The 22386-nt window shown below is 69.5% G+C and carries 16 protein-coding genes; 7 read left to right on the top strand and 9 right to left on the bottom strand.

What is annotated here, in order from left to right; genetic code table 11:
- Window positions 1-188: 188 nt before the first annotated feature.
- The gene (locus F0L68_RS15990; RefSeq protein ID WP_149850374.1) at window positions 189-395 is read right to left on the bottom strand and encodes a hypothetical protein; all 207 of its coding nucleotides are present in this window, start codon (window positions 393-395) and stop codon (window positions 189-191) included.
- Between F0L68_RS15990 and F0L68_RS15985 the strand changes: the two genes are divergently transcribed.
- Window positions 382-3180 carry an OmpL47-type beta-barrel domain-containing protein gene (locus F0L68_RS15985; RefSeq protein WP_188316603.1) on the top strand — a complete coding sequence of 933 codons (2799 nt, stop codon included), beginning with the start codon at window positions 382-384 and terminating at the stop codon, window positions 3178-3180. The two genes, F0L68_RS15990 and F0L68_RS15985, sit on opposite strands and share 14 nt — an antisense overlap.
- 69 nt (window positions 3181-3249) lie before the next feature.
- On the opposite strand, the gene F0L68_RS15980 is transcribed toward F0L68_RS15985, so the two are convergent.
- On the bottom strand, window positions 3250-5070 hold the full coding sequence (locus F0L68_RS15980) for an ABC transporter family substrate-binding protein (RefSeq protein ID WP_149850372.1): 1821 nt from the start codon (window positions 5068-5070) through the stop codon (window positions 3250-3252).
- Between the two features lie 298 nt (window positions 5071-5368).
- Here F0L68_RS15980 and F0L68_RS15975 point away from each other — a divergent pair, with 298 nt between their 5' ends.
- The 5 genes from F0L68_RS15975 to F0L68_RS15955 all read left to right on the top strand — a co-directional run bounded on the left by F0L68_RS15975 (window position 5369) and on the right by F0L68_RS15955 (window position 10537).
- Complete coding sequence (locus tag F0L68_RS15975) at window positions 5369-6550, top strand: permease (RefSeq protein ID WP_149850371.1); 1182 nt, start codon at window positions 5369-5371, stop codon at window positions 6548-6550.
- Window positions 6528-6986 (top strand): DUF6153 family protein, encoded by a 459-nt coding sequence (locus F0L68_RS15970; protein WP_149850370.1) that lies wholly within the window; start codon window positions 6528-6530, stop codon window positions 6984-6986. The genes F0L68_RS15975 and F0L68_RS15970 overlap by 23 nt, the downstream gene beginning before the upstream one ends.
- Before the next feature lie 81 nt (window positions 6987-7067).
- Window positions 7068-7685, top strand: coding sequence for a DUF305 domain-containing protein (locus F0L68_RS15965; RefSeq protein ID WP_149850369.1), 618 nt, complete (start codon window positions 7068-7070; stop codon window positions 7683-7685).
- 144 nt (window positions 7686-7829) lie between these two features.
- A complete protein-coding gene (locus F0L68_RS15960; RefSeq protein WP_149850368.1) occupies window positions 7830-9218 on the top strand; it encodes an LVIVD repeat-containing protein in 1389 nt (462 codons plus the stop codon).
- Window positions 9219-9499: 281 nt separating this feature from the next.
- The gene (locus F0L68_RS15955; RefSeq protein WP_149850367.1) at window positions 9500-10537 is read left to right on the top strand and encodes a sodium:calcium antiporter; all 1038 of its coding nucleotides are present in this window, start codon (window positions 9500-9502) and stop codon (window positions 10535-10537) included.
- Between the two features lie 114 nt (window positions 10538-10651).
- On the opposite strand, the gene F0L68_RS15950 is transcribed toward F0L68_RS15955, so the two are convergent.
- Together F0L68_RS15950 and F0L68_RS15945 are read right to left on the bottom strand one after the other, a co-directional pair.
- Window positions 10652-12088 (bottom strand): MFS transporter, encoded by a 1437-nt coding sequence (locus F0L68_RS15950; protein WP_149850366.1) that lies wholly within the window; start codon window positions 12086-12088, stop codon window positions 10652-10654.
- A 132-nt stretch (window positions 12089-12220) separates the two neighbouring features.
- Window positions 12221-12982: a MerR family transcriptional regulator gene (locus F0L68_RS15945; protein ID WP_149850365.1), complete on the bottom strand. Its 762-nt coding sequence runs from the start codon at window positions 12980-12982 to the stop codon at window positions 12221-12223.
- 196 nt (window positions 12983-13178) lie between these two features.
- On the opposite strand from F0L68_RS15945, the gene F0L68_RS15940 reads away from it, so the two are divergent.
- A complete protein-coding gene (locus tag F0L68_RS15940) occupies window positions 13179-15449 on the top strand; it encodes a M9 family metallopeptidase (protein ID WP_149850364.1) in 2271 nt (756 codons plus the stop codon).
- Between the two features lie 236 nt (window positions 15450-15685).
- Here the strand turns inward: F0L68_RS15940 and F0L68_RS15935 are convergent, their stop codons facing one another.
- The 5 genes from F0L68_RS15935 to F0L68_RS15915 form a co-directional block, all read right to left on the bottom strand.
- Window positions 15686-16648: a LysR family transcriptional regulator gene (locus F0L68_RS15935; protein WP_149850363.1), complete on the bottom strand. Its 963-nt coding sequence runs from the start codon at window positions 16646-16648 to the stop codon at window positions 15686-15688.
- Window positions 16649-16995: 347 nt separating this feature from the next.
- Entirely contained in the window at window positions 16996-18138 is a 1143-nt protein-coding gene (locus F0L68_RS15930; RefSeq protein ID WP_223198829.1) for an aminotransferase class V-fold PLP-dependent enzyme, read from the bottom strand.
- The gene (locus F0L68_RS15925; protein WP_149850362.1) at window positions 18135-19886 is read right to left on the bottom strand and encodes a glycoside hydrolase family 36 protein; all 1752 of its coding nucleotides are present in this window, start codon (window positions 19884-19886) and stop codon (window positions 18135-18137) included. Before F0L68_RS15925 ends, F0L68_RS15930 begins: the two co-directional genes overlap by 4 nt.
- An 80-nt stretch (window positions 19887-19966) precedes the next feature.
- A complete protein-coding gene (locus tag F0L68_RS15920; protein WP_149850361.1) occupies window positions 19967-21871 on the bottom strand; it encodes an Ig domain-containing protein in 1905 nt (634 codons plus the stop codon).
- Between the two features lie 276 nt (window positions 21872-22147).
- The coding region (locus F0L68_RS15915) for an FCD domain-containing protein (RefSeq protein WP_149850360.1) at window positions 22148-22386 on the bottom strand (239 nt) is incomplete at its 5' end.

Below are 22386 nucleotides of genomic sequence, written 5' to 3'. Positions count from 1 at the left end.
AGGAATACGACCGAAAACGACACTGACGGAGTAACCGCAATTGCCTGTTCATACCATTAGGGCATCCCGTAAGGGCACGCGGCGGTTAACCATTTCCGTAACGCGGCGGCGAATCATTCCGACAACCCTCGGGCAACACCGCATGGCAGCGTCGAGCGAAAGCTGGCGATCATCATGTCCGGAAAACGTCATACCATCCTGCGCGCGACGCTGGCGTCCTCGGCCGCGCTCGCATTGACCGCGAGCATAGTGAGCAGCGCGGACGCGTTCGCCCCGACGAAACTCAAGGCGATCGGATCCAGTTCGCACCAGAGCATCACCGAGGATTCGATCAAGGCACTGGACAACGAGTTCTTCTCGATACCAAAGCTGACCAAACCGATGACAAAGGCCATGAACCAGATCGCCGACGCCAACGCCGAGGTCGACAACGACCAGACCCATTCGGCGCTGCACTTCGACGGGGAGAACTTCGCCGGCGGGCAGAGCCGCGTGGTCGGCTTGTTCGCCAACGTGGTCGCCGACCTCAAGGGTGAGAACGCCGCGCAGGCGCGCACCGACTTCGGCGGCGCGCTACACACCATCCAGGACTTCTACGCGCACAGCGACTGGATCGAGCTGGGCAACACCGGGGCCAACCCCGACCTCGGCAGGCCGGGCCACACCCTCGGGCCGGTGGCCGGTCCCACCGAGGGCACCTGCAACGGCAGCCTGGTGACCACCACCAAGCTGACCAGCGGCTACTACGGCGGAGAGGACGTGGCCGCGCCGGCCGGCGTGGCCAAGTGCCGGCACGGCGGCCCGTTCGACCACGGACCCGGCAGCGGCGGGATCAACAAGGACCTGAACAACTCGCTGTTCTCGCCGCACTCCACGCAGCACGCCGCCGCGGCCGCCGCGGCCATCGCCGGGACCGAGCAGTTCATCAGGGACATCAAGGCCGCCGTCTCGGCGCGGCAACTGAAGCTGCTGCTCGGTGTCGGCCCGACGCTCGGCATGAGCATCGACACCACCGGCAGCATGGGCGGCATCATCTCGTCGGTGCAGGCCCAGGCCATCCAGATCACCGACAAGCGGATCGGCACCGACGAGGAGCCGTCGAGGTACGTCCTGGCGCCGTTCAACGACCCGAGCGTCGGGCCGTTGACGACGACCGACGACCCGGTCACGTTCAAGAACGCCATCTCCGCGCTCACGGCCAGCGGCGGCGGCGACTGTCCGGAACTGGCGATGAGTGGCCTGCTCCAGGCCGTCGGCGCGATGGACGAGGGCAGCGACCTGTTCACCTTCACCGACGCCGACGCGAAGGACGCCGACCTGGCCGACACCGTGTCGAACCTGGCCGCGTCCAAGGACATCCGCATCTACCCGATGCTGTTCGGCAACTGCACCGGAGACCTGGCCGCGCGGAGCCAGCAGCCGCAGGCCCAGCAGCCGCAGGCCAACCAGCACGCGGCCACGGGCGCGCTCGCCGTTCCCGCGTTCACCGCGCCGAAGCCCTTCCAGGACGTGGCCCGCGCCACCGGCGGTCAGGTCTTCGCGCTGTCCACCGCCGACGCCGGCAGCATCACCCAGCTCGCCGACGCGCTGGTGCGGTCCAACGCGGTGAACCTGCTCAACGTCTCCACGCCGCTGACCGCCGCTGGGCAAAGCGTCACCGTCCCCGTCGACAGCACGCTGTCGCGGGTGACGTTCTCGGCCAGCGGTGCGGCCGCCAGCGCCCAGACCGTCACGATCACCAGGCCCGACGGGACCACCGTGGCGCCCGGCGACCCCGGAGTGCAGGTCATCTCGGTGCCGAACTCCGCGCCCGCGACCATCACCACGATCACCGCGCCCTCGGCAGGCTCGTGGACGGTCACGCTGAGCGGGTCGGGCACGACGTCCCTGCGCGTGACCGGGGAGAGCGGCCTCGATCTGGCCAACTTCCGTTTCCTGCCAACGGATGAGGTGAGCACCGACCCGGCGAGGACCGGTGTGCGGGCCATCGACGGATTCCCGGTGGCCGGCCAGCAGGTCGGCGCCGACGGGACGCTCACCGACGGCTTCGCCTCGGCGCACTTCGAGCTGCGCGCACCCGACGGCAGCCCAGTCCAGTCGCTGGGCCTTTCCCAGTACGGCAACGAGTTCGCCGCGCCGATCACCGTGCCGAGCGTGCCGTTCCTGGTGTACGTCACCGGTGTCGACACCGCGGGCACGGCGTTCCAGCGGATGTTGCCCGGCGTCGTCACCCCGCAGTCCCTGGTCGTCAGGGCACCGCCGAGCGCGACCCTGGTTCCCGGCACCGCCACCAGCTTCGCGTTCACCGTGGCCAACCTCGGCGCGGCGGACACGTTCTCGGTGACCGCGACGGACGACCACGGCTACGTCCGGTCGGCCACGCCCGCCACGCTCACCCTCGACGCGGGCGCCACCGGGACGGTCACCGTCGTCCTGCAACCGCCGGCAGGGACCGCCGACGGCACGACCGACGCGCTCACCGTCGGCGCGGCCAGCGGCGCGCGGCGGAACTTCGCGGTGCTGTCCAATGCGGTGTTGGCCGCGCCGCCCGACACCACCCCGCCGACCGTCACGGCGACCGTGACCCCGACGCCGAACGCGGCCGGCTGGAACAACCAGGACGTGACCGTCGCGCTGGCGGCCACGGACGAGCCGGGTGGTTCAGGGGTCGCCTCGGTGACCTACTCCACCGGCGGCGCCTCGACCACGGTGCCCGGCGCCTCGGCGACCGTGCCGATCACCACGGACGGCGTGACGACCGTGACGTACTCCGCGGTGGACGAGACGGGCAACACCTCCTCGGGGCAGGTCACGGTGCGACTGGACAAGACCGCACCTGCCCTGACCTGTCAGGCCACGCCCGACCACCTGTGGCCGCCGACGTTCCAGCTGATGCCGATCCGCGTGTCGGTGACGGTCGCCGACGGACTGTCCGGGCCCGGCCAGTTCACGCTCCAGTCGGTGACCACCAGCTCGGGCCCGCATCCGCAGGACATCGTCGGCTGGACCACCGGCACCGCGGACACGCAGGGCTACCTGCGGGCGATGATCGACGGCGCGCACGACCGCGTCTACACCCTGACCTACCAGGGCGTCGACGTGGCGGGGAACGTCGGGACCTGCCAGGCGACCGTGCGGGTGACGGTGCTGCCGCCGTTACTGCTGCGGCGCATCGCGTGATCTGACAACGGGACCGGGGGTCGGCGTGTTCAATCGCCGACCCCCGGTCCCGTCAGTGCCTCGAGTCCACTAATTCTTCTGCCAGACCTCGGCGTTCCAGGTGACGCCGCCGGCGAATCCGACGTAGCTGACCGGGCCGAACCCGGCGTTGGTCGCGGCGAAGTCGGGCAGCTGGAACAGCGGCAGGCTGTGGTAGTCGTCGTGCATCTTCTTGTCGACGTCGTTCAGCATGTCGACGCGCTTCTGGAAGTCCAGCTCCCCGTTGGCATCCGCGTACTCCTTGTCCACCTCGGGGTTGGAGTAGTTGTTGTAGTTCGACGTGCCACCGGCGGACTTGGTGGCGTAGTTGCCGAACGCGGACGACTTGGTCGGGTTGCCGACCCACGCGAACAGCGCCGCGTCGAACTCACTGGCCGGAAGGCGCTTGTCGTTGAAGTTCGAGGCCTGATCGTCCTGGATGTCGATGCCGGCCTCCTTGCACTTCGCCTGCACCAGGCGAACGGTGTCGGCACGACGGGGCACGACCTTGTGGCCCAGCTTGAAGGAGACCTTCTGGTCGCCCTTCGCGTAGACGCCGTCGGTGCCCTGCTTGTAGCCGGCGTCCTCGAGCGTCTTCTTCGCCGCGGCGACGTCACCGTTGCCCAGGTCCGAGTAGTGGTCCTGGTAGCCCTGCTCGTTGGGCATGAACATGAAGCTGCCCAGCGGCTTGGCGTTCGGGTTGACGTCCTTGACCAGGTTGTCGATCAGGCTCTGCCGAGGCACACACTGGAAGATGGCCTTACGCACCGCGATGTCCTTGAACAGCGGGCGGGACATGTTCAGGTCGATGTGCTCGTAGGTCAGACCGGAATCGACGAAGGCCTTGAGCGAACCGTCGTTGCGGACCGCCTGCACCACCGCTGACTCCGCCTGCGGAGCGGCGACCTGCACCTCCTTGTTCTGGAGCTGCTGAATCGCGGCCTGCGAGTCGGAGTTGGTGCGAATGGTCAGCTTGGCCGGACCTCCCTTGGCACCGAAGTACTTCGGGTTGCGCACCAGGACCGTCTGGTCCTTCAGGTCCGCGGAATCGATCAGGTAGGGACCGCCGGACACAGCGACGTCCTTGGTGAAGCCCTTCCAGCCCTCGGTCCAGAACTTCGCGGCCTTGTCCACGGAGGGCTGGTCGGCGTCGGTCACCTTGGTGATGTCCGGGATACCGGTCTTCGCCTCAAGGATGTGCGCCGGCAGGAATCCGTTGGCGCCGAATCGGGAGAACAGCGACCGGTAGTCGGCGTAGGGCTTGCTGAACGTCGTGGTGATGGTCTTGTTGCCGTCAGCCAGCTCGACCTTGCTGATCTGGTCGTAGCCGGAGGGCGAGGAGTCGAACCCGGAGCCGGGGTCGCCCGTGCTGGTGCTGGTGCCGACCTTCACCTTGCTGGTGGCGGCGAGCCACCGCAGGTAGAAGTCCTTGCCGTCGATCGGCTGGCCGTCGGACCAGACCGCCTCCTTGCGGACCTTCCACTCGACGACCATCGGGTCCTTGGACTTGACGGTCACCGAGTCCATCAGGTCGCCGTCGAGCTTGATGATCTGCTTGCCGTCCACGACGTCGACCACGAACGCCGAAGGCAGCACCTGGTTGAGCACGTAGACGCTCGAGATGTTGTTCGCTGCGCCCGTGTAGTTGTTGTAGTTGTGGAAGTTCTCCTCCACGGCCACGGCCACGTCGCCGATGTCGGACACCGTCGGCCGCTTGAAGACCTGGTCCGCACCACCGATCTGACCGGGGTTCAGGTTCTGCGGCGAACCGTCCGACCCGCCGTTGCCGGTCCCACCCCCGCCACACGCGCTCAGCAAGAGCGCGGCGCCAGCCAACAACGCCAGCCCGGAGGCTGCCCTGGATTTCCTCATAGCTGCTCCTCGAGTCACGCGCACACAGCAGACGACGGGGCTCGACACGGTCGTCAAACGAACTGGTCAGAGCGCCTGCGACCGAGAGCCTAAGACGATGATCTGGCAAACGGTGGCCAAACATCGAAGATTGTCCCGATTGTCGCGAACGGGTGACGGCGCGGACACGCAGCGCAGCGAGTCGCGGCGGTGGGCGGCGACACCGGCGCGCCGCGGCAACAACAACTTGACAGGCCGGTAACCGCGAGGAAAGAGTACGAGCAGATACCTATACAGGGTAAGAGTAGGAGCGGGTGGCGTGGGCGCGGTCGGGCATGCTCTGGCGTTGGCGGGATCGATGACCTGGGAGATTCTCTGGGCGTTGATCCTCGGCTTCGTGCTGTCGGCCGTCGTCCAGGCGGTGGTCCGCAAGTCCACAGTGGTCCGTCTGATGGGTGACGACCGGCCCCGCACCCTCGCGGTGGCCTCCCTGCTCGGCGCGGCCTCCTCCTCCTGCTCCTACGCCGCCGTCGCGCTGGCCCGTTCGCTGTTTCGCAAGGGCGCCAACTTCACCGCCGCGATGGCCTTCGAGATCGGCTCCACCAACCTCGTCGTCGAGCTCGGCGTCATCCTCGCCCTGCTGATGGGCTGGCAGTTCACCCTCGCCGAGTTCGTCGGCGGACCGATCATGATCGTCCTGCTCGCCGTGCTGTTCCGGATCTTCGTCCGCAAGCGTTTGCTGGAGAAGGCCCGCGAGCAGGCCGACAAGGGACTGGCCGGCTCCATGGAGGGCCACGCCGCGATGGACATGTCCGTCCAGGGCGACGGCACGTTCTGGCGACGGCTCGGTTCCCCGCAGGGCTTCACCGCCGTGGCGCACGTGTTCGTGATGGAGTGGGCCGCCATCCTGCGCGACCTGGTGATCGGCCTGCTGATCGCGGGAGCCATCGGCGCGTGGGTGCCCGACAGCTTCTGGCACAACTTCTTCCTCACCGACCACCCGACGCTGTCGGCGCTGTGGGGGCCGATCGTCGGGCCGTTCGTGGCGATCCTCAGCTTCGTCTGCTCGATCGGCAACGTCCCGCTGGCGGCGGTGCTGTGGAACGGCGGCATCAGCTTCGGCGGCGTGGTCGCGTTCATCTTCGCCGACCTGCTCATCCTGCCGATCCTCAACATCTACCGGAAGTACTACGGCACCAGGATGGCGCTGGTGCTGCTCGGCACCTTCTACGCCGCGATGGTCGGCGCTGGCTACCTGGTCGAGCTGATCTTCGGGGTCAGCGGGCTGATCCCGACCCAGCGCTCCGCGATGGTGATGACCGAGGGCATCTCGTGGAACTACACGACGTGGCTCAACATCGCCTTCCTCGTCCTGGCCGCCGTCCTGCTGGTGCGGTTCCTGCGCACGGGCGGCCGGGAGATGATGCGGATGATGGGCGGCTCCCCCGACCACCAGCCGGCCGAACACCACGGTGACCATGGCCATCATCACCACCACTGAGCGGCGCGGTCGCCACGGCCGGGACGCAGTGCGCGCGGCAGCGCTCCGGTGGGTCCTGCTGTGCGCGCTCGTTCTTGGTGTCGCGGCGATGCACCATCTGGTCGCGGGCGACCCGATGTCGTCGGCGATGCCGGCCCCGACGGTCATGGCGCACGCCGTGGACGCGGGCGGCCCGCCGTGTTGCGGCGACGACCGCGGCGCGATCGTCGAACTGTCCGGCGCCGACGGCATGGGCGGGCACGACATGCTGCACCTGTGCCTTGCCGTCCTGGTGGCGGCCGCGGCCCTCATGCTGGCCGGGCTGCTGGTCCGGCGCGGCCGGCTCGCGCGGGCGTCGAACCGCGTCCTTGCGGTGATCGCGACGGCCGGTCGCGGGCCGCCGTCCGTGCCACGAACCGCCGAACTTCTGTCCTCCCTCTGCGTGCTGCGGCTGTGACATGGCCGATGCGCCGCCGCCCTGCGCGGAGCGCATTCCGGCCATCTCCGTTGACAGCACACGAGATTCGAGGACGAACGCATGACCAGGACGACACTGGTCGGGACGGCGCTCGCCGTCCTGGCCGCCGGCGCGGTACTCGCCGGCTGCGGCAGCAACAACGACGGCGGCCACGACATGGGCGCCATGGGCGGGTCGAGCTCCGCCGCGCCGACCAGCCAGCAGGGCGACCACAACCAGGCCGACGTGACCTTCGCGCAGCAGATGATCCCGCACCACGCGCAGGCGCTGGACATGGCCAAGCTCGTCGACAGCCGAACCACCAACCCCAAGGTGGTCGACCTGGCCGGCCGCATCCAGAAGGCGCAGGACCCCGAGATCCAGCGGATGACCGGTTGGCTCACGGCGTGGGGCGCGACCGCGTCGATGACCGGCATGAGCATGCCGGGCATGGACCACAGCACCGGAGCCGGGATGATGAGCGCCGACGAGATGCGGCAGCTGACGGCGGCCAAGGGCGCCGACTTCGACAGGCAGTGGCTTTCGCTGATGGTCAAGCACCACCAGGGCGCCGTCGCGATGGCCAACACCGAGCTGTCCGGCGGCGCCAACGCCGACGCGAAGAAGCTGGCGCAGCAGATCATCGACGGCCAGCAGGCCGAGATCAAGGAGATGCAGACCCTGCTGTCGCAGGGCTGACCACGGCGGACGGGGGCGGCGCCCGCGGTGCCGTCCCCGTCCCACCGGTCGGACAGCGCAAACCGGCTCCTTGACGGCGAAACCAGATCTCGTTAGTACTGGGCAGGTCACGTGTGGTGGCCGCCTCGGAACGAGGAGTGACGTATGCGCTGGGTTCGCTCGTTCGCGTCCATCCTCGCCGCGCTGACACTGACCGGCGCGGCCAGTGCGGCCACGGCCGATCCGGCGGCGTCCCCGCCGACGGGACCCGTCGATGCGCAGAACGTGTCCTGGCTGGCCCACGTTGACACGCCGACAGGTGTTGCGGGGCTTGCCTTCATCGCCTATCCGGGGCACCGCGACCACGACGTGTTGTTCGCGGACGGCCCGTTCGGGCTGCGCGCCTGGTCGCTGGCCAATCCCGCCGATCCTCGGCTGATCGGCGAGCTGCCCGCCGCCGCGCTCGCCCTGCCCGGCGACGACGTGTCCAAGGGCTTCTGGGAGGGCGAGCACCTCCAGGTCGACCAGGATCGCAAACTGGTGTTCCTGTCCCGGGATCCGCGCGCGTTCGGCGGCACCAAGCAGACCGGCACCTCGGCGATCCAGATCGTGGACGTGCGCGACCCCCGGCGACCCACCCTGATCACCACCCACATCGAGCCCGGCGGCCACACCACCGAGTGCATAGCCCGCTGCCAGTACCTGTGGACCGGCGGGCCGTCGCACACCGGCGTAGGCAACCAGCCGCCGGAGTGGCACGGGCAGCCGGCCTGGGTCACCGACGTGCGCGACCCGGCACACCCGACCACCTTCCCGAATCCCGTTGACCTGAACCGAAACGACGGCGTCACCGACTATGTGCACGCCACCGACGTTGACGCCGCCGGCATCGCCTGGACCTCCGGAACCGGCGGCGTTCGCGGGTACTGGACCTCTGGCTGGCGCTACGACCCCGTCGCGCGGCGGATCCGGCTTGCCTCGCCCGCCGATCCCGTGCCCTACGCCGGCGGGAAAATCATCAGCCCGAACAACGCGAACTACATCTTCGACCACAACTCCTGGCACCCGTGGCGGTCCATCGGCGGGTTCGCGCCCGGCGAGCTGCTGTTCGTCACCGACGAGGACTTCGGCGCCACCTGCGCCGACGCGGGCCGGTTGCTGGTCGTCTCGCTCGACGGCAGCTACCAGGGCCAGGCGTGGCGGTCGACGCCCGAGAACCCCTTCCGGCTCACCGTGATCGGCCAGTGGGGACCGGCGGGAAACCCTGGCGAGCAGCCCAACACCGAATGCTCGGCGCACTTCTTCGCGCCGATGCCCGGGGTCGGCGACGGCAACATCCTCGTGCAGACCTACTACGGCCAGGGCACCCGCTTCATCGACTTCTCCGACCCACGGCATCCGGTCCAGGTCGGCTACTTCGTCCCGAAGGGCAGCACGGCCGCGACACCGGCGTTCCACGACGGACTCGTGTACGCCGCCCAGTACTCGCACGGCATCGACGTGCTGCGCTTCACCCCGCCGCGCTCGGCATCGGCCACCGATCACCCGAAGTAGCGCGGTAGCTCCACCCTCCGTGACGGCGAGAGCACAGCCGCCGCCCCGAGTCGCAACCCTCGGCCAACTGGGCTACCCTTGCGCGCCTGAAGGGGAGTAGTCCTCCGTCGGTCGTCGACATGCTGGAGCCTTGGCGGGCTCCCGGTGGCCGAGCCTCATCCCTGGTGAGGTGGACGAGACCTTCGACCGTAGGCGACGTGTGTCGCCGTATGGGTCGAGGTCTCGGTGAGGATGTTCCGGGTTCGCGACTCCTGCGGTTGACGCGGAGGGACACCGGACTCGTGATTCATTTCGTCTTGCTCATCGTGTGCGCGGTAGCGATCTACCTGTCGTGCGAGTTGTTCGTCAACGCCGTGGAGTGGCTCGGCCAGCGGCTGAAGGTCGGCCCGCTGGCCGTCGGCACGATTCTGGCCGCGTTCGGCACCGCGCTGCCCGAAAGCGTCGTCACGTTCGTGGCGGTGGTCTTCGGCGACGGCGCCGCCGCCAAGGACATCGGCGTCGGCGCGGCGATGGGCGGCCCGCTCGCGCTGGCCACGGTCGCGTACGCGGTGACCGGCTGGATGATCCTCTCCCGCCGGCGCGCCCGGGTCGCGGTCGGCGTCGGCACCGGGACTCGGGGCGGCGCCGGCCTGCCCAGTGACGATCTCGGCGACGTCGGCAAACTGGCCAGGGACCAGACCTGGTTCCTGACGATCTTCGTCGTCAAGGTGGCGCTCGGCCTGGTCGCGTTCGCCGTCAAGCCGTGGCTCGGCCTGCTGTTCTTCGCGGCCTACGCCGTGTACTTCTGGAAGGAGATCCGCGGCGGCGACGACGGCGACGGCGGGCACGAGGAGCTGGCCCCGTTGAAGCTCCAGCGTCGACGCCGGCAGCCGCAGACCTGGGCGGTCATCGCGCAGACCCTCGCCGCGCTGGCCGTGATTTTCGTTGCCTCGCAACTGTTCGTGCGCCAACTCGACGCCGTCGGGCCGATGCTGGGGCTGCCCGCCGCGGTCACCGCGCTGCTGCTGTCGCCGATCGCCACCGAGCTGCCCGAGATCATGAACGCCATCATCTGGGTCCGCCAGGGCAAGATGCCGTTGGCGCTGGCCAACATCTCCGGCGCGATGATGATCCAGGCGACCGTGCCGAGCGGCCTCGGCCTGCTGTTCACTCCGTGGCGCTTCGACGGCGCGCTGCTGGCGTCCGGCCTCGCCACGACGGCCGCGATCGTCTACCTGTTGTTCCTCTTGCACACCAAGCGTTTCACCGCGCGGAACATGTCCTTCGGCGCGCTGTTCTACCTGGCCTTCGCCGGCGCCCTGTTCCTCATCCTCGGCTGACCGAGGCCCCGACCACGCGAGAGGGACGTCGATCTCCGCGTGACGTGCCGAGCCGCGCGGGCTCGGCGGTCACGCCAGGCGATCGACGCCCCGGTGGCGTCCTGGCATCCTCGGTCAGCCGGGCTGGCTCGACGCCGGCTCCGAGGGAACGGTCACCGCCTTCGGCGCGGTGTGCAGCGTCAGCATCGCGAGGATCCCGCCGACCACCGCGACACCGGCCGCGCCGAGGAACGCGGCGGAGAAGCCATTCGTCAGCGCCACGGTGTCGCCGAGCCTGCCAGCGCCGTGCGACATGCCGACGGCGGTCATCGCCGCGAGCCCGAGCGCGGAGCCGACCTGGTAGGAGGTGTTGACGATGCCCGAGGCAAGGCCGCCCTCCTCCGGGCGGGCGCTGGAGATCGCGGTGCCGAGCGAGGGAATGAACGCGAGCGCCTGGCCGAGCGCGGCGACCAACGAGGCGGGCAGCACGTCCACCACGAAGTTGCCGGTCGGGCGCGCGAAGGACAGCCACACCAGGCCGACCGCGAGGGCGGCGAGGCCGCCGAGGATCAGGGCCTTGAAGCCCCACTTCGCGATCAGCCTCGGCGCGACCGCCACCATCAGGACGACGATCAGCACGGTCATCGGCAACAGGGCCGCGCCGCTGGCGAACGCGCCGTACCCGAGCACCTGCTGGAGGTAGAGGTTCAAGAAGTACCACAGCGGGATCCAGGCCGCGCCGAGCACGAACTGCGCGAGGTTCGCGCCGCCGAGGTTGGGCGTGCGGAAGATCGCCAGCCGCACCAACGGTTCCTTCCTGGCGCGCTGCACCGCGACGAAGATCCCCAGCAGCACGACGGCCCCGGCCAGGGTCCCGATGGTCCGGAGCGAGCCCCAGCCCAGTTCGGGTGCCCGGACGATGGCGTACACGGCGAGCGCGAGGCCAGCGGTGACCGAGGCCGCGCCGACCACGTCGACCGAGCCGCGACGTGCGGGTGCCGTGGGCATCAGGCGCGGCGTGGCGGCGATGGCGAGCAGCGCGATCGGCACGTACAGCCAGAAGATCCACGGCCAGGACAGCCACTGGGTGATGACGCCGCCGAGGAACACCCCGGCGGTGCCGCCGGCCGGTGCGGCCGCGCCGTAGATCGCGAACGCCCTGCCCAGTTCCTTGGGCTGGCCGCCGAACAGCATCATCAGCAGCGTGAGCGAGGCGGGCGCGATCAGCGCGGATCCGGCGCCCTGCAACACGCGGCCGGCCAGTTCGACCCAGGCGGTGCCGGCGAGCGCGGCCACGACCGAGCCGGCCAGCAGGATCGCCCAACCGGCGGCGAACATGCGGCGCGCGCCGAACAGGTCGGCGAGCCGCCCGCCGAGCAGCACCAGGCCGCCGAGCGCGATGACGTAGGCGTTGAACACCCAGGACAGGCTGCCCGGCGAGAACCCGAGGTCGGTCTGCATCCTGGGCAGTGCGACACCGATGATCGAGGTGTCCATGATGACCATGAACTGGGCGAGCGCGATGAACGCCAGCGCCCACCACCGTCGCGGGTTCACTTCTGCGGTCAACATAACGGTCTCCGTCTCTAGGTACTTCATACCCCCTTGGGGTATCTGACGGAGACAGTAAGTCGATCAACCGGTTCGCGCAAGTACCCCATGGGGGTATCGTGGATCACGTTCGCCGGAGAAGGGACACTGTCTTCACAGGAACTCGCTGAGCAGCGCAACTCCGCCTGCTGGCGCACGGACCTCCATGCGCAGCTCCCGACCTCCTCCTTCCAGCTCGAGCCGGAAGGAGAGGAAGGGACAGCACTCCAGCTCGGCCGCGGCCAGCGCCGCCACCGCGCCGGCCCGCTCCACCGGCAGCGTCAACCGCACGCCGTCGGGGATCTCGACGCGCACAGCGCCGGCGACGGCCGCACGCCATTGTTCGACGCGCTCGGCAAGTCCCGCGCTCGACAGCGAGCAGGCCACGGGCGCGGTGCGCCAGGACTCGCCGACCGGGTGACGACCCGCCGACGCGGCGTCGTCCCGCACTCTCGGGGTGGCGGACGGAATCGGCGCGACCAGGCCGCACTCGGGATCGCACCGACCGGCCCGATCCGGCAGCGCGCCAAGGCGGTCCAGCGAGGCGCGCAGCGAGGCGACGAACGCGGCCAGCTCCGCGACGCGGCCTTCGGCCTCGCCGAGGTGCGCGGCGATCCTGGGCAACAGGTCGGCCTTCACCTCGGCACAGGCACCCGCCTCCCACACCGCCAGCAGGTCGCGGATCTCCTCCAGCGGCAGACCGAGCTGCTTGGCCGCGGTGATGAACGCCAGGCGCCGCACCGCTTCCTCGCCGTAGACCCGGTACCCCGAGGAGGAACGGCCGGCCGGCAACAGACCGGCGCCCTCGTAGAACCGCAGTGTCGTGGCCGGGACGCCACAGCGTTCGGCGAGCTGGGAGATCCGCATCGTGGTCATGCCCGACGGTAAGCCTTCGACCCGTGTCGAAGGTCAAGCCGTTTCACCGTTGCGCGACCTCGCGGATGTTATAGCCGGCTGGACAATTGTTCTATCGCCCATTCCGTTGCCATCGGCACGGGCGGGTGAGAGTTTCATTACACGCCTCACCTACCGTTCTTCGAGGCGCTGCATTCCGTTCACGAGGGAGCATTTGATGCGCCACAGGTCTGCCCTGCCCAGATCACTGGCCGCCGGATTAGCGGCCTGCCTCACCACCGTCGGCCTCCTTGCCTCGCCTGCGTTCGCGGCCCCTGTCCCGAACGCCGCCGCCCAGGTCGCCGCCAGCGTCTCGCCGACGACCAAGGCAACACGGCCGCTCGGCTCGACCAGCACCACCTCCGACCAGGCCACCGCGCAACGCGGCCAGCTCGACGCCGCCCACCAGCGTCCGCTCAGCCCGGTGGAATCGCAGAACCCGTCGAAGGTCGCAGCCGACCGGAAAACGGCGTCACTCGCCGCCGCGCAGTCCTGCACCGCAGCGGACTTCGGTAGCCGGAGCGGATCCGCGCTGGTCACCTACGTCGAGTCCTCGACGATGAACTGCGTCAACTCGCTGTTCACCCTCACCGGAACCGACGCCCGCAATGTGTTCCAAGAAGCCCAGATGGTCACCGTCGCCAACGCTTTCCACTCCGTGTCGGCGACCTATCCCGGCGACAACTCCAGCAACGTGTGGCAGCTCGTGTTGTTCCTGCGCGCCGGCTACTACGTGCAGTCCTACCACGCCGCCGACGTCGGGTCCTACGGCCAGGCCCTTGCCTCGGCCACCGAAGCGGGCCTGGACACCTTCGTGGCCTCGCCGCACTTCCTCGACGTCAGCTCGGCGAACGGCGACGTCCTCGGCGAGGTCCTCATCCTCACCGACAGCGCCAACGAGCAGGCGCGCTACCTGAACACCTACAAGCAGGTGCTCAACGCGTACAACAGCTCCTACGACGCGTACTGGAGCATGGACTCCGCCGTCAACTCCGTCTTCACGCCGATCTTCCGCGGTCACTGGAACCCGGCGTACATCACCGCCGTCACCGCCGACCCGAGCATCATCGACACGCTGAGCACGTTCGCGCTCAACCACCAGGCCAAGCTGAACGACACCTGGTTCTACCTCGACTCCAACGCCGGCAGCGAGACCGCCCGCTTCCTGGACACCCCAGCGCTCCAGGCCAAGGTCCGGCCGCTGGCCAAGGGCCTGCTCGGCGCCTCGGCGATCACCGGCACGACGGCGCCCCTGTGGGTCGGGGTGGCCGCGATGACCGACGCGTACGACAAGGCCGAGTGTTCCTCCTACGGCACCTGCGACTTCACGGCCAAGCTCACCGCAGCGGCACTGCCGATCACCTACAACTGCGACGCCGGGCACACCTTCCGGGCCCAGTCGCTGACCAACGCCGCCCTGGCCACCGCGTGCACCAGCCTCCAGGGCCAGGACGCCTACTTCCACGGCATCGTCAAGGACAACGGCCCGGTCGCAAACGACCACAACACCAACATCCAGATCGTGACGTTCGCCAGCCCCAAGGACTACCAGACCTACTCGGGCTGGATCTTCGGCAACTCCACCAACAACGGCGGCGAATACCTCGAGGGCGACCCCTCCGCCGCCGGCAACCAGGCCCGCTTCCTGTCGTACGTGAAGAGCGTCAACGACGGTTTCCCCGCGGACATCTGGAACCTCAACCACGAGTACACCCACTACCTCGACGGCCGGTATGACACCTACGGCGACTTCGAGGCCGGCCAGTCCGTCCCGGACATCTGGTGGATCGAGGGCTTCGCGGAGTACATCTCCTACAGCTACCGCGGCGTCCCCGACACCGAGGCGCTCGACGACGCTCCCAACCACACCTACTCGCTGAGCACGTTGTGGCAGAGCACCTACGCCAACTCCGACCAGACCCGCACCTACCCGTGGGGCTACCTTTCGGTGCGGTACATGATTGAGCGGCACCCGGCTGACGTGCAGGCCATGCTGGCCAAGTTCCGCACCGGCGACTACACCGGCGGCTACGCGGTCTACAACACCGGGATCGGCACGAAGTACGACGCCGACTTCAACAGCTGGCTCGACGGGCTCGCCGGCGGCGGCAGCACCCTTCCTGCCTGCACCGCCACCGACTCGCGGGTGATGGACCAGGGCTGCTCGCGCACGAACCAGTCCGCGACGGCCGGCAACCTGGACTACCTGTACATCTACCTGCCGGCCGGCTCCGTCACCCTGAAGGTCACCACCAGCGGCGGCACCGGAAACGCCGACCTCTACTACAACCCGACCTCCTGGGCCACGAACTCCGCCTACACGGCCAAGTCGACCAGCGCGGGGAACGACGAGAGCATCACCGTCACCAACACCACCGCCGGATACCGCTACATCAGCCTGTACGCGACCACCGCGTTCAGCGGAGTCACCGTCAGCACGCAGTACTGACACGCGTGAGTGCGGTGCGGGGGAGGGGAGGCGCAGGTGCCTCCCCTCCCCCGCACCGCGTTGCGACGGCGTGAGGGCGTGTCCCGTGGGTCTTTTCCGTCGCGAGCGGGGATCCAGGTGTCGTCTCGCAAGGCGCGCACGCGTCCCCATCCCGGTGTTGGATGGGGGCGTGGGCGCAACGCGGCGAGGCGGCGCCTGGGCCCCGCGCAGCAGGAAAGAGATCCACGGGACACGGCCTAACGGCGAGGCGCGTAGAACGTCCGCGACGCCCACGCCTGGTAGTGCGGGGCGCGCGCGACGAGGTCGCGGTAGGCGGCCGTCGCGGACCGGTGGACGGCGTCGGAGACCTCGTCGGCGACGCCAGGCACGCGGCAGGCCAACAGGTAGCGGCACCACAGGGGCGTGCCGGTCAGGGGTTTGACCACGACGCCGTCGGCCGGCTGGAACGTCGCCTGCACGGTCGAGACGCCGAGCCCGTCGGCGATCATATTCTGGAGCTGGATCCGATCGCCGAGGAACTCGTGCACGGTCGCCGGGCTGAAACCCGCCGCGCCGCAGGCGGTGTAGAACACGCCGGGCCAGCCCGCGCCGTCGTCGGGGGTCAGGAACCAGGCGTCCTCGGCCAGTTCCCTGAGCGAGACCTCCATCTTGTGCGCCAACCGGTGGCTCGCGGGCAGCGCGACGAACGAGGGCTCGGTGACGATGCCCCGGTGCGCCACGGCATGTGAATGGCGCAGCTCCAGTCCGGGGTAGTCCACGCCGATCGCGGCGTCCAGCTCGGCGGCCTCCAGGAGTTCGACGATCTGCGAAGAGGAGTAGACGCTGCTGACGGTCAACGCCAGATCCGGCAGCGCGGCGCGGAGCCTGGCCAGGAGCCCCGACAGGATCGGGGTGTTGGTCGCGGCCAGCCGCAGGACCCGGTTCGCTCCCGCGGTTCTGCTCGGCGGGCGCCGCCCGATGGCGTACACACGGGCGAGCACGTCGCGGGCCTGGGCGATGATCTCCACGCCGAACGGTGTCGGCACCACCCCCGCGCTGCCCCGGTCGAACAACGGCTCGCCGAAGTAGTGTTCGATCCGTTGGAGTTGGGTGGTCAACGCTGGCTGGGAGTAGCCGAGCACCGACGCCGCACGACGCAGGCTGCCGGTGTCGGCGATCGCACACAGAGCTTGAAGATGGCGGAGTTCCAATGTCTGCATCAACACTCCGGTTGCATAGTCAGTCGGCGCAGTCAGGGTTCTGCTCCGCCACGAAGATGCGCACGCGCAGGTGTTCGTGCTTGACGACCGCGACACCGGCAGGGGGCCGTCGCGCGATTCGTCAAGTGTCAAGTTTGAAGTGTGACATATCGCCTGACGGGTTCCGCTGATATGAACCCATTCGACCAGTCAGGGAGCTCCGTGGTCATTATTCCGAAATGCACGCTGTGCGGAGATTCGACGGGCCGAGCGCACAGCGGGTCAGCGGCCGGTCCGGAACCGGCCGGTGCCGCTCGATTCGGGCGAGCTGAACGGGCCGTCGCGGTCGGTCGACCGCGACGGCCCGTTCAGCGCAGCAGGCCGGGCAGCCCGGCCGCGAGCCGGTCGAAGTCGGCCTCGTCGTTGTAGACCTGCGCGGACAATCGGAGCAACGGCCTGCCCCGCCAGAAGTTCAGCGCCACCTCGCAGCGCAGCTCGTCGGCGATGCGCTCCCGTAGGGCGACCGCAGACGCCTCGTCCGGCGCCGCCGCCACGGGGAGCGGGATCACCCGCATGGCCAACGCCTCCTCGCCGGGCAGGCCGGCCGGATCCAGGTCGAGCGCCTCGGCCACCACGCGCTGTCCGTATGCGGCAAGGGCCGAGTTGTGCCGGCGCATCGCCGGCAGGCCGAGCTCCGCCAGCATCGCCAGGCCGGCGGGGGCGGCGAGCAGGGCCGTGTAGTCGAGCGTGCCCTGCCACTCCACGGCGGCGGGGAATCCCATCGAGTCCTCATAGGACAGTGCAAGCGGGCGCACCGAGGAACGCCAGCGCGGCGCGACCACGAGCGCGGCGACCGAACGCGGCGAGAACGCCCACTTGTGCAGGTTGCCGATCCAGAAGTCCGCGCCCGTGCCGGCGACCGGCTCCGGCAGCATGCCCGGCGCGTGCGCGGCGTCCACCAACACCGCGACACCGGCCCGCGCCAGCTCGGCGCACAGGCGTCGCACCGGCAGGGTGCGCGCGGTGTGCGAGGTGACGTGGTCCACCACAGCGAGCCTGGTGCGCGGGCCGACCGCGCCGAGCATCGCGGCCGTGACCTCGTCGTCGGTCGCGGCAAAGGGAATCGACACCTCGGTCAGTGTCGCGCCCGCCTCGCGGCAGCGCCGCGCGCAGGCCGAGGTCACCGCGGCGTAGCCGTGGTCGGTGACCAGCACCTCCTCCCCCGGACCGAGGTCGATCGTGCCGAGCGCGACCGAGGTCGCCGCGGTGACGTTGGGCAGCAACGCGGTCAGCCCGGGTGCCGCGCCGAGGAAGTCCGCGACCTGCCGACGCGCGTCGGCGATGCGCGCCGGCAGCCCCCTGGTGAAGAACCGCATGGGATTGCGGTCCATCTCGGCGCGCAGCAGGTCCTGGGCGCGCTGCACCTGGCGCGGCACCGCGCCGAACGAGCCGTTGTTGAGGTGCGCGACCTCGGGGTCCAGGCTGAACAGTTCGTTCCGGTCGCCGATCACAGCGGCCGCCGCAGGCTCAGCAGGCCGCCGACGGGCACCGGCAGGTCGTGCACGCCGGCCGGCAGGTCGATGTCCTCGACGCTGGCCACCACCCGCCCGCGACAGTCGTGCGCGGTCACCCGCAGCCCGGTCAGGTCCTCGGCCGCGCGGACCGTGACCCGGTCGGCCGCACTCGCGTTGGCCACCAACAACTCCCGGCACCGCTGGGGGAACTCGACCACAGTCTCAGCATAGAGACCGACGATCGAGGTCCGGCCGTCGGTCGCGCGGACCAACGGATAGCCGAGTTCGAGCCCGCTGGGGCGGAACTCACCGTACTGCAACACCACGGCGTGTTCGCGCACGAAGCCGAGCCAGAACGCCACGACGTCCCGCTGGGCGGGGTCGATCTCCTTCAGCGGCACGGAGATCTGTGGCACCGCGAACAGGACGTTGATCAGCTGGCCGGCGACCTGTTCCGGTGGGCTGTCCGGATGCCAGGTGAGCATGTCGGCGTGCACGGCCAGCGGCCCGCACACCAGCCGGAGATCCACCGTGCGCACGCGGTTCTCGGCCGGGGTGAGCGGGCAGTCCGTCGCGCGCACCATCGTCGCGTACCGCCACAGCCCCGGGCTGACGTAGCCCTGCCGGAACTCCACCAGCGGTTCCGGGTTGGTCTCCCGCAGCGTGCTGTCCAGCTCCCGCAGCAGCCGGTCGACACCCTCCTCGACCGAGTCGCAGTCCGCGTCCCGGCCGACGGTCGGTGGCGAGGGAACCGCGAAGGCGTCGACGAAGTCGAGCTTCAGGCCGTCCGCGCCCCAGGTCCGCACGGCCTGCGCGCAGGAGGCCACCAGGTGCGCCCGCACCTGCGGATAGCGCGGGTCCAGCACACCGGCCCGCAGGTCCTCGTCGTAGCTGAGGCAGCGGTCGTGGAACCGGGGCCAGGCTGCGCTGTCCCGCCCGAGGAACGGCAGGGCGTACCAGAGCAGGTAGCCGAGGCCGAGTGCGCGCACGCGGGCAACGTGTCCGGCCGGATCGGGGAACTTCACCGGGTCCGGCGCCCAGTCACCGCAGAAGGCGTAGCCGCGGCGGGTGTCCGAGGTCTGCCAGCCGTCGTCGACGATGATGGTGTCGCAGCCCAGTTTCCCGGCCAGCGCGGCCTCGCGCTCCACCGCGGCCGCGTCGACGTGCTGGTGGTGCGCGTACCAGGTGGAGTACGCGGGCCTGCGGGCGACGGCGGGCACCGGCGCCCTGCGGTGGTCGGCCCGCCACCAGTCGGCCACGTCCGCGAGGCAGGCCGCGAAGTGCCGGTCGGACAGGTCAAGCAGCAGCCGCAGCGAGTCGGGCTCCTCGCCGACGGCGAGTTCGTGGGTGACCCGAACCTCGTACTCCCCCGTCTCCTCGCGCACGCCGACCGCGATCGTCACGGGACGACGGGTCTCGGCGGCGGCGAAGGTGCACCGGTTCGTGTCCGCGCCGGCCACCAGCGAGCCGACCGGCGCGTCGGTGAGCAACGAGGTCGTCCTGGGTTCGGCCCAGACCGCCGGCAGCCAGCGATGGTCCTGGCTGCGCGGTGTCCAGTAGCCGACGAGGTCGAGACACGGCATCTCCCAGGAGACCGTGACTGTCGCGCGCTCGCCGCCGTGCGCGGTCACCCGCAGCTCGACGACGCCCTCGGCGAGGGCACTTGTGTCGGCGGTCAGGTGTTCGCACCCGGTGGCGGACACCTCGACCGTGAGGTCGCCGACCAGGATTGTGGTGGCACGCATCGAACCTCGCTTGGCGCATGGCCCTGGCGGGCGAGGACGTGAGATCCCCGCCCGCCAGGGCGATCAATCGGAACAGACCCTCAGAACAGCCGCAGCGAGGTGTCGTCGATCAGGAAGGCGGTCTTGCCGCTGGTCTCGTGCGAGACCAGCTTGATCGCCACCGTCGAGCCGAACTCGGCGGCCACGTACGGCGTCAGGTTCACGGACTGGAACCCGTAGTCCTTGGTGGCGTCCAGGTTCGACCAGGTCCGCACGGTCGCCAGGGTGTGCCCTGTGTACTGGTCGACCAGTTCAAGCGACAGCGTGTCCTCGGGGTTCGTGGCGGTGTCGGTGGTGGCCACGTTGAGGTAGAAGGAGAATGTCTCCTCGGTGTAGCCGGGCGTGGTCTCCACCCACTGCTGGATCGAGTCGTCGGTTGCGGTGTTCTGGCCGAGCCACGCGTACCAGCTTCCGGTGCGCGCCTGGTGCGCCGAGGACGGCGTGATCAGGTTGTAGGTGGACGGGTTCCACGCGCCGTCCATCGCCGATCCGTTGACGGTGGCCGAGCCGTTCTCGAAGCCGGCGTCGACGAACTGTTCGACACCAAGGCATCCCGTCCGACCGGGGAAGAATCCCCACCAGAACCGGGTTTCCTGCCGGTTGCCCTGGGTGTCCGACGCGGTCACGTGCACGTCGTGATAGCCGGTCGCCGTGGTGTGTCCGGTGATGACGCCGGTGGCCTGGTCGATCGAGAGGCCCGCCGGCAGCCCGGTGGCCCCGTAGCCGACCCTGCCGCTGGTGGCGTCCGTGGCGATGACCGGCACGCTGACCGGGTCGCCGGGCTGGGTGGTGCGGTCGCACATGGCGCTGAGCACCAACGGCGGGTTGGCGACGATCGGGTCGTTGCCCGTGCAGGCGTGGTCGTAGTTGGACCAGGTGGTCTGCACCGGGAAGGTGCCGGTGGCGAGCTGGAGGTTGAACAGGCCACCGTTGCTGCCCTGCGGGATCCAGGCGCACTTGTCGCCGTTCTCCTGGTTGGTGGCGTCCGTCCAACCGCCGATGGCGTTCTGGTCGGTGATGGTCTCGGCGTACTCGTGGCCGCCGATGATGCCGTAGCCGTCGAGGTGGCCGCGCTGTCCCGGGTTGATCCAGTTGGTGCCGCAGTACTTGTTGTCCGTCAGGTACGGCATGATCGTGTACGGGATGGTGCCGAAGGACGTGCGTTCGAAGGTGTGCCAGGCGCAGTAGCCCAACTCGAGCCACCTGTCGGGGTCGGTGCCCTGCGAGGTGTTGATCACGTACTGCACGTTGCGGTTCTGCTGCGCCGTGGTGTTGCCGAAGTGCGCAGCGGCGGCGGCCGCCTCGGCGGCGATCTGCGGCTCGGTCGCGGAGCCCGGCGCCGGCGCCTTGTCGTCCACCCAGACGCCGGCCAGCGTGCCGCCCTGCGGGTAGCCAACGTGCGGCGCGCCCGCCGGGCAGGCGGTGGATCCGGCCGCGACGCCCTCGCAGTACTGGGTCATCACGGCGCTCCAGCCGTCGCCGTTGGTGCCCAGCCCCTTGAAGAACTCCTGCTGGTAGGGGGCCGAACTCTCGGGGTCGCCGGACAGCACGGTGTCGCCGTCCGCGTTCTTGGACTGGCTGCCCCACTGCGAGCCCCAGTAGATCAGGTAGACCTTGGGCGGCCCGGTGGTGACGCCGATCGAGTCCTGGCCGCCGTGGTAGGCCATCTGGAGGTCGTACTGGTTGCGCGGGGCGAGCCCGCCGGAGGTCGCGGCGCGTTGTCGCTGTTCCGCCACCGTCTTCGCGTTCAGAGCGGCGTGCGGATGACCGGCCTGGATCTGCGTCCACTTGCCGTCGAGCTGCGTCCATCCGGCCGAGGCCGGATGCTGGTCGGCCGGCGCGGCGGTGGCCGGGCCGGCGAGTCCAGCGAGGGTGAGGCCGACGGCGACCCCGGCGACGGCGAGATGTCTCGCCCGCCGAAGCACACCGGCCGAGGGTGCGATCACGGCTGTTCCTCTCTGCGGAGCGGATCTGCCCGCGCGGCAGCGGAGGCAGAGGCAGGGATACGCGTGCGCTCCCCCGGCGCGACGAGCCGCGATCGGCTCAGGCGACGGTGTCGGGGTGGCCTGATGGCGGGCCGGCGAGGTGGGTAGCGCCTTCGAGTGCCGCATGCAGCGACAGTGCAATACCATATGTCACAGCTCACACCTTCTCAAGAGACATGTGACATTGCATTGCACACAAGCCGGATCCGGTGTCACACCATGGACCTCCCGACCGGCTCAGGACTCCTGCGACGCCGCCCACAGGGACCGAACGTGCCCGAGGTGCTGGCGCATCAGCCGCTCAGCACCCACCGCGTCGCCGGCCAGCAACAGCTCGAGCAACTCCACGTGCTCGGCCGCCGAGGCCGTCAACCCGCCCCGGTCGGCCAGCGCCGGCAACGCGTACAGCCGCGACCGCTTGCGCAGATCCCCCACCACCCGCACCAGGTGCGGATTGCCAGCCAACGCCAACAACT

Source organism: Solihabitans fulvus (genome assembly GCF_008386585.1).
Taxonomy (GTDB): Bacteria; Actinomycetota; Actinomycetes; order Mycobacteriales; family Pseudonocardiaceae; genus Solihabitans; species Solihabitans fulvus.
This window is presented reverse-complemented; position numbering and strand designations above follow the sequence as displayed.

Coding starts and splice junctions, on each gene's coding strand:
- F0L68_RS15985 (WP_188316603.1), top strand. CDS start 382: ATGACAAAGGCCATGAACCAGATCGCCGACGCCAACGCCGAGGTCGAC.
- F0L68_RS15990 (WP_149850374.1), bottom strand. CDS start 395: ATGGCCTTTGTCATCGGTTTGGTCAGCTTTGGTATCGAGAAGAACTCG.
- F0L68_RS15980 (WP_149850372.1), bottom strand. CDS start 5,070: ATGAGGAAATCCAGGGCAGCCTCCGGGCTGGCGTTGTTGGCTGGCGCC.
- F0L68_RS15970 (WP_149850370.1), top strand. CDS start 6,528: ATGGCCATCATCACCACCACTGAGCGGCGCGGTCGCCACGGCCGGGAC.
- F0L68_RS15965 (WP_149850369.1), top strand. CDS start 7,068: ATGACCAGGACGACACTGGTCGGGACGGCGCTCGCCGTCCTGGCCGCC.
- F0L68_RS15960 (WP_149850368.1), top strand. CDS start 7,830: ATGCGCTGGGTTCGCTCGTTCGCGTCCATCCTCGCCGCGCTGACACTG.
- F0L68_RS15950 (WP_149850366.1), bottom strand. CDS start 12,088: ATGTTGACCGCAGAAGTGAACCCGCGACGGTGGTGGGCGCTGGCGTTC.
- F0L68_RS15945 (WP_149850365.1), bottom strand. CDS start 12,982: ATGACCACGATGCGGATCTCCCAGCTCGCCGAACGCTGTGGCGTCCCG.
- F0L68_RS15940 (WP_149850364.1), top strand. CDS start 13,179: ATGCGCCACAGGTCTGCCCTGCCCAGATCACTGGCCGCCGGATTAGCG.
- F0L68_RS15935 (WP_149850363.1), bottom strand. CDS start 16,648: ATGCAGACATTGGAACTCCGCCATCTTCAAGCTCTGTGTGCGATCGCC.
- F0L68_RS15925 (WP_149850362.1), bottom strand. CDS start 19,886: ATGCGTGCCACCACAATCCTGGTCGGCGACCTCACGGTCGAGGTGTCC.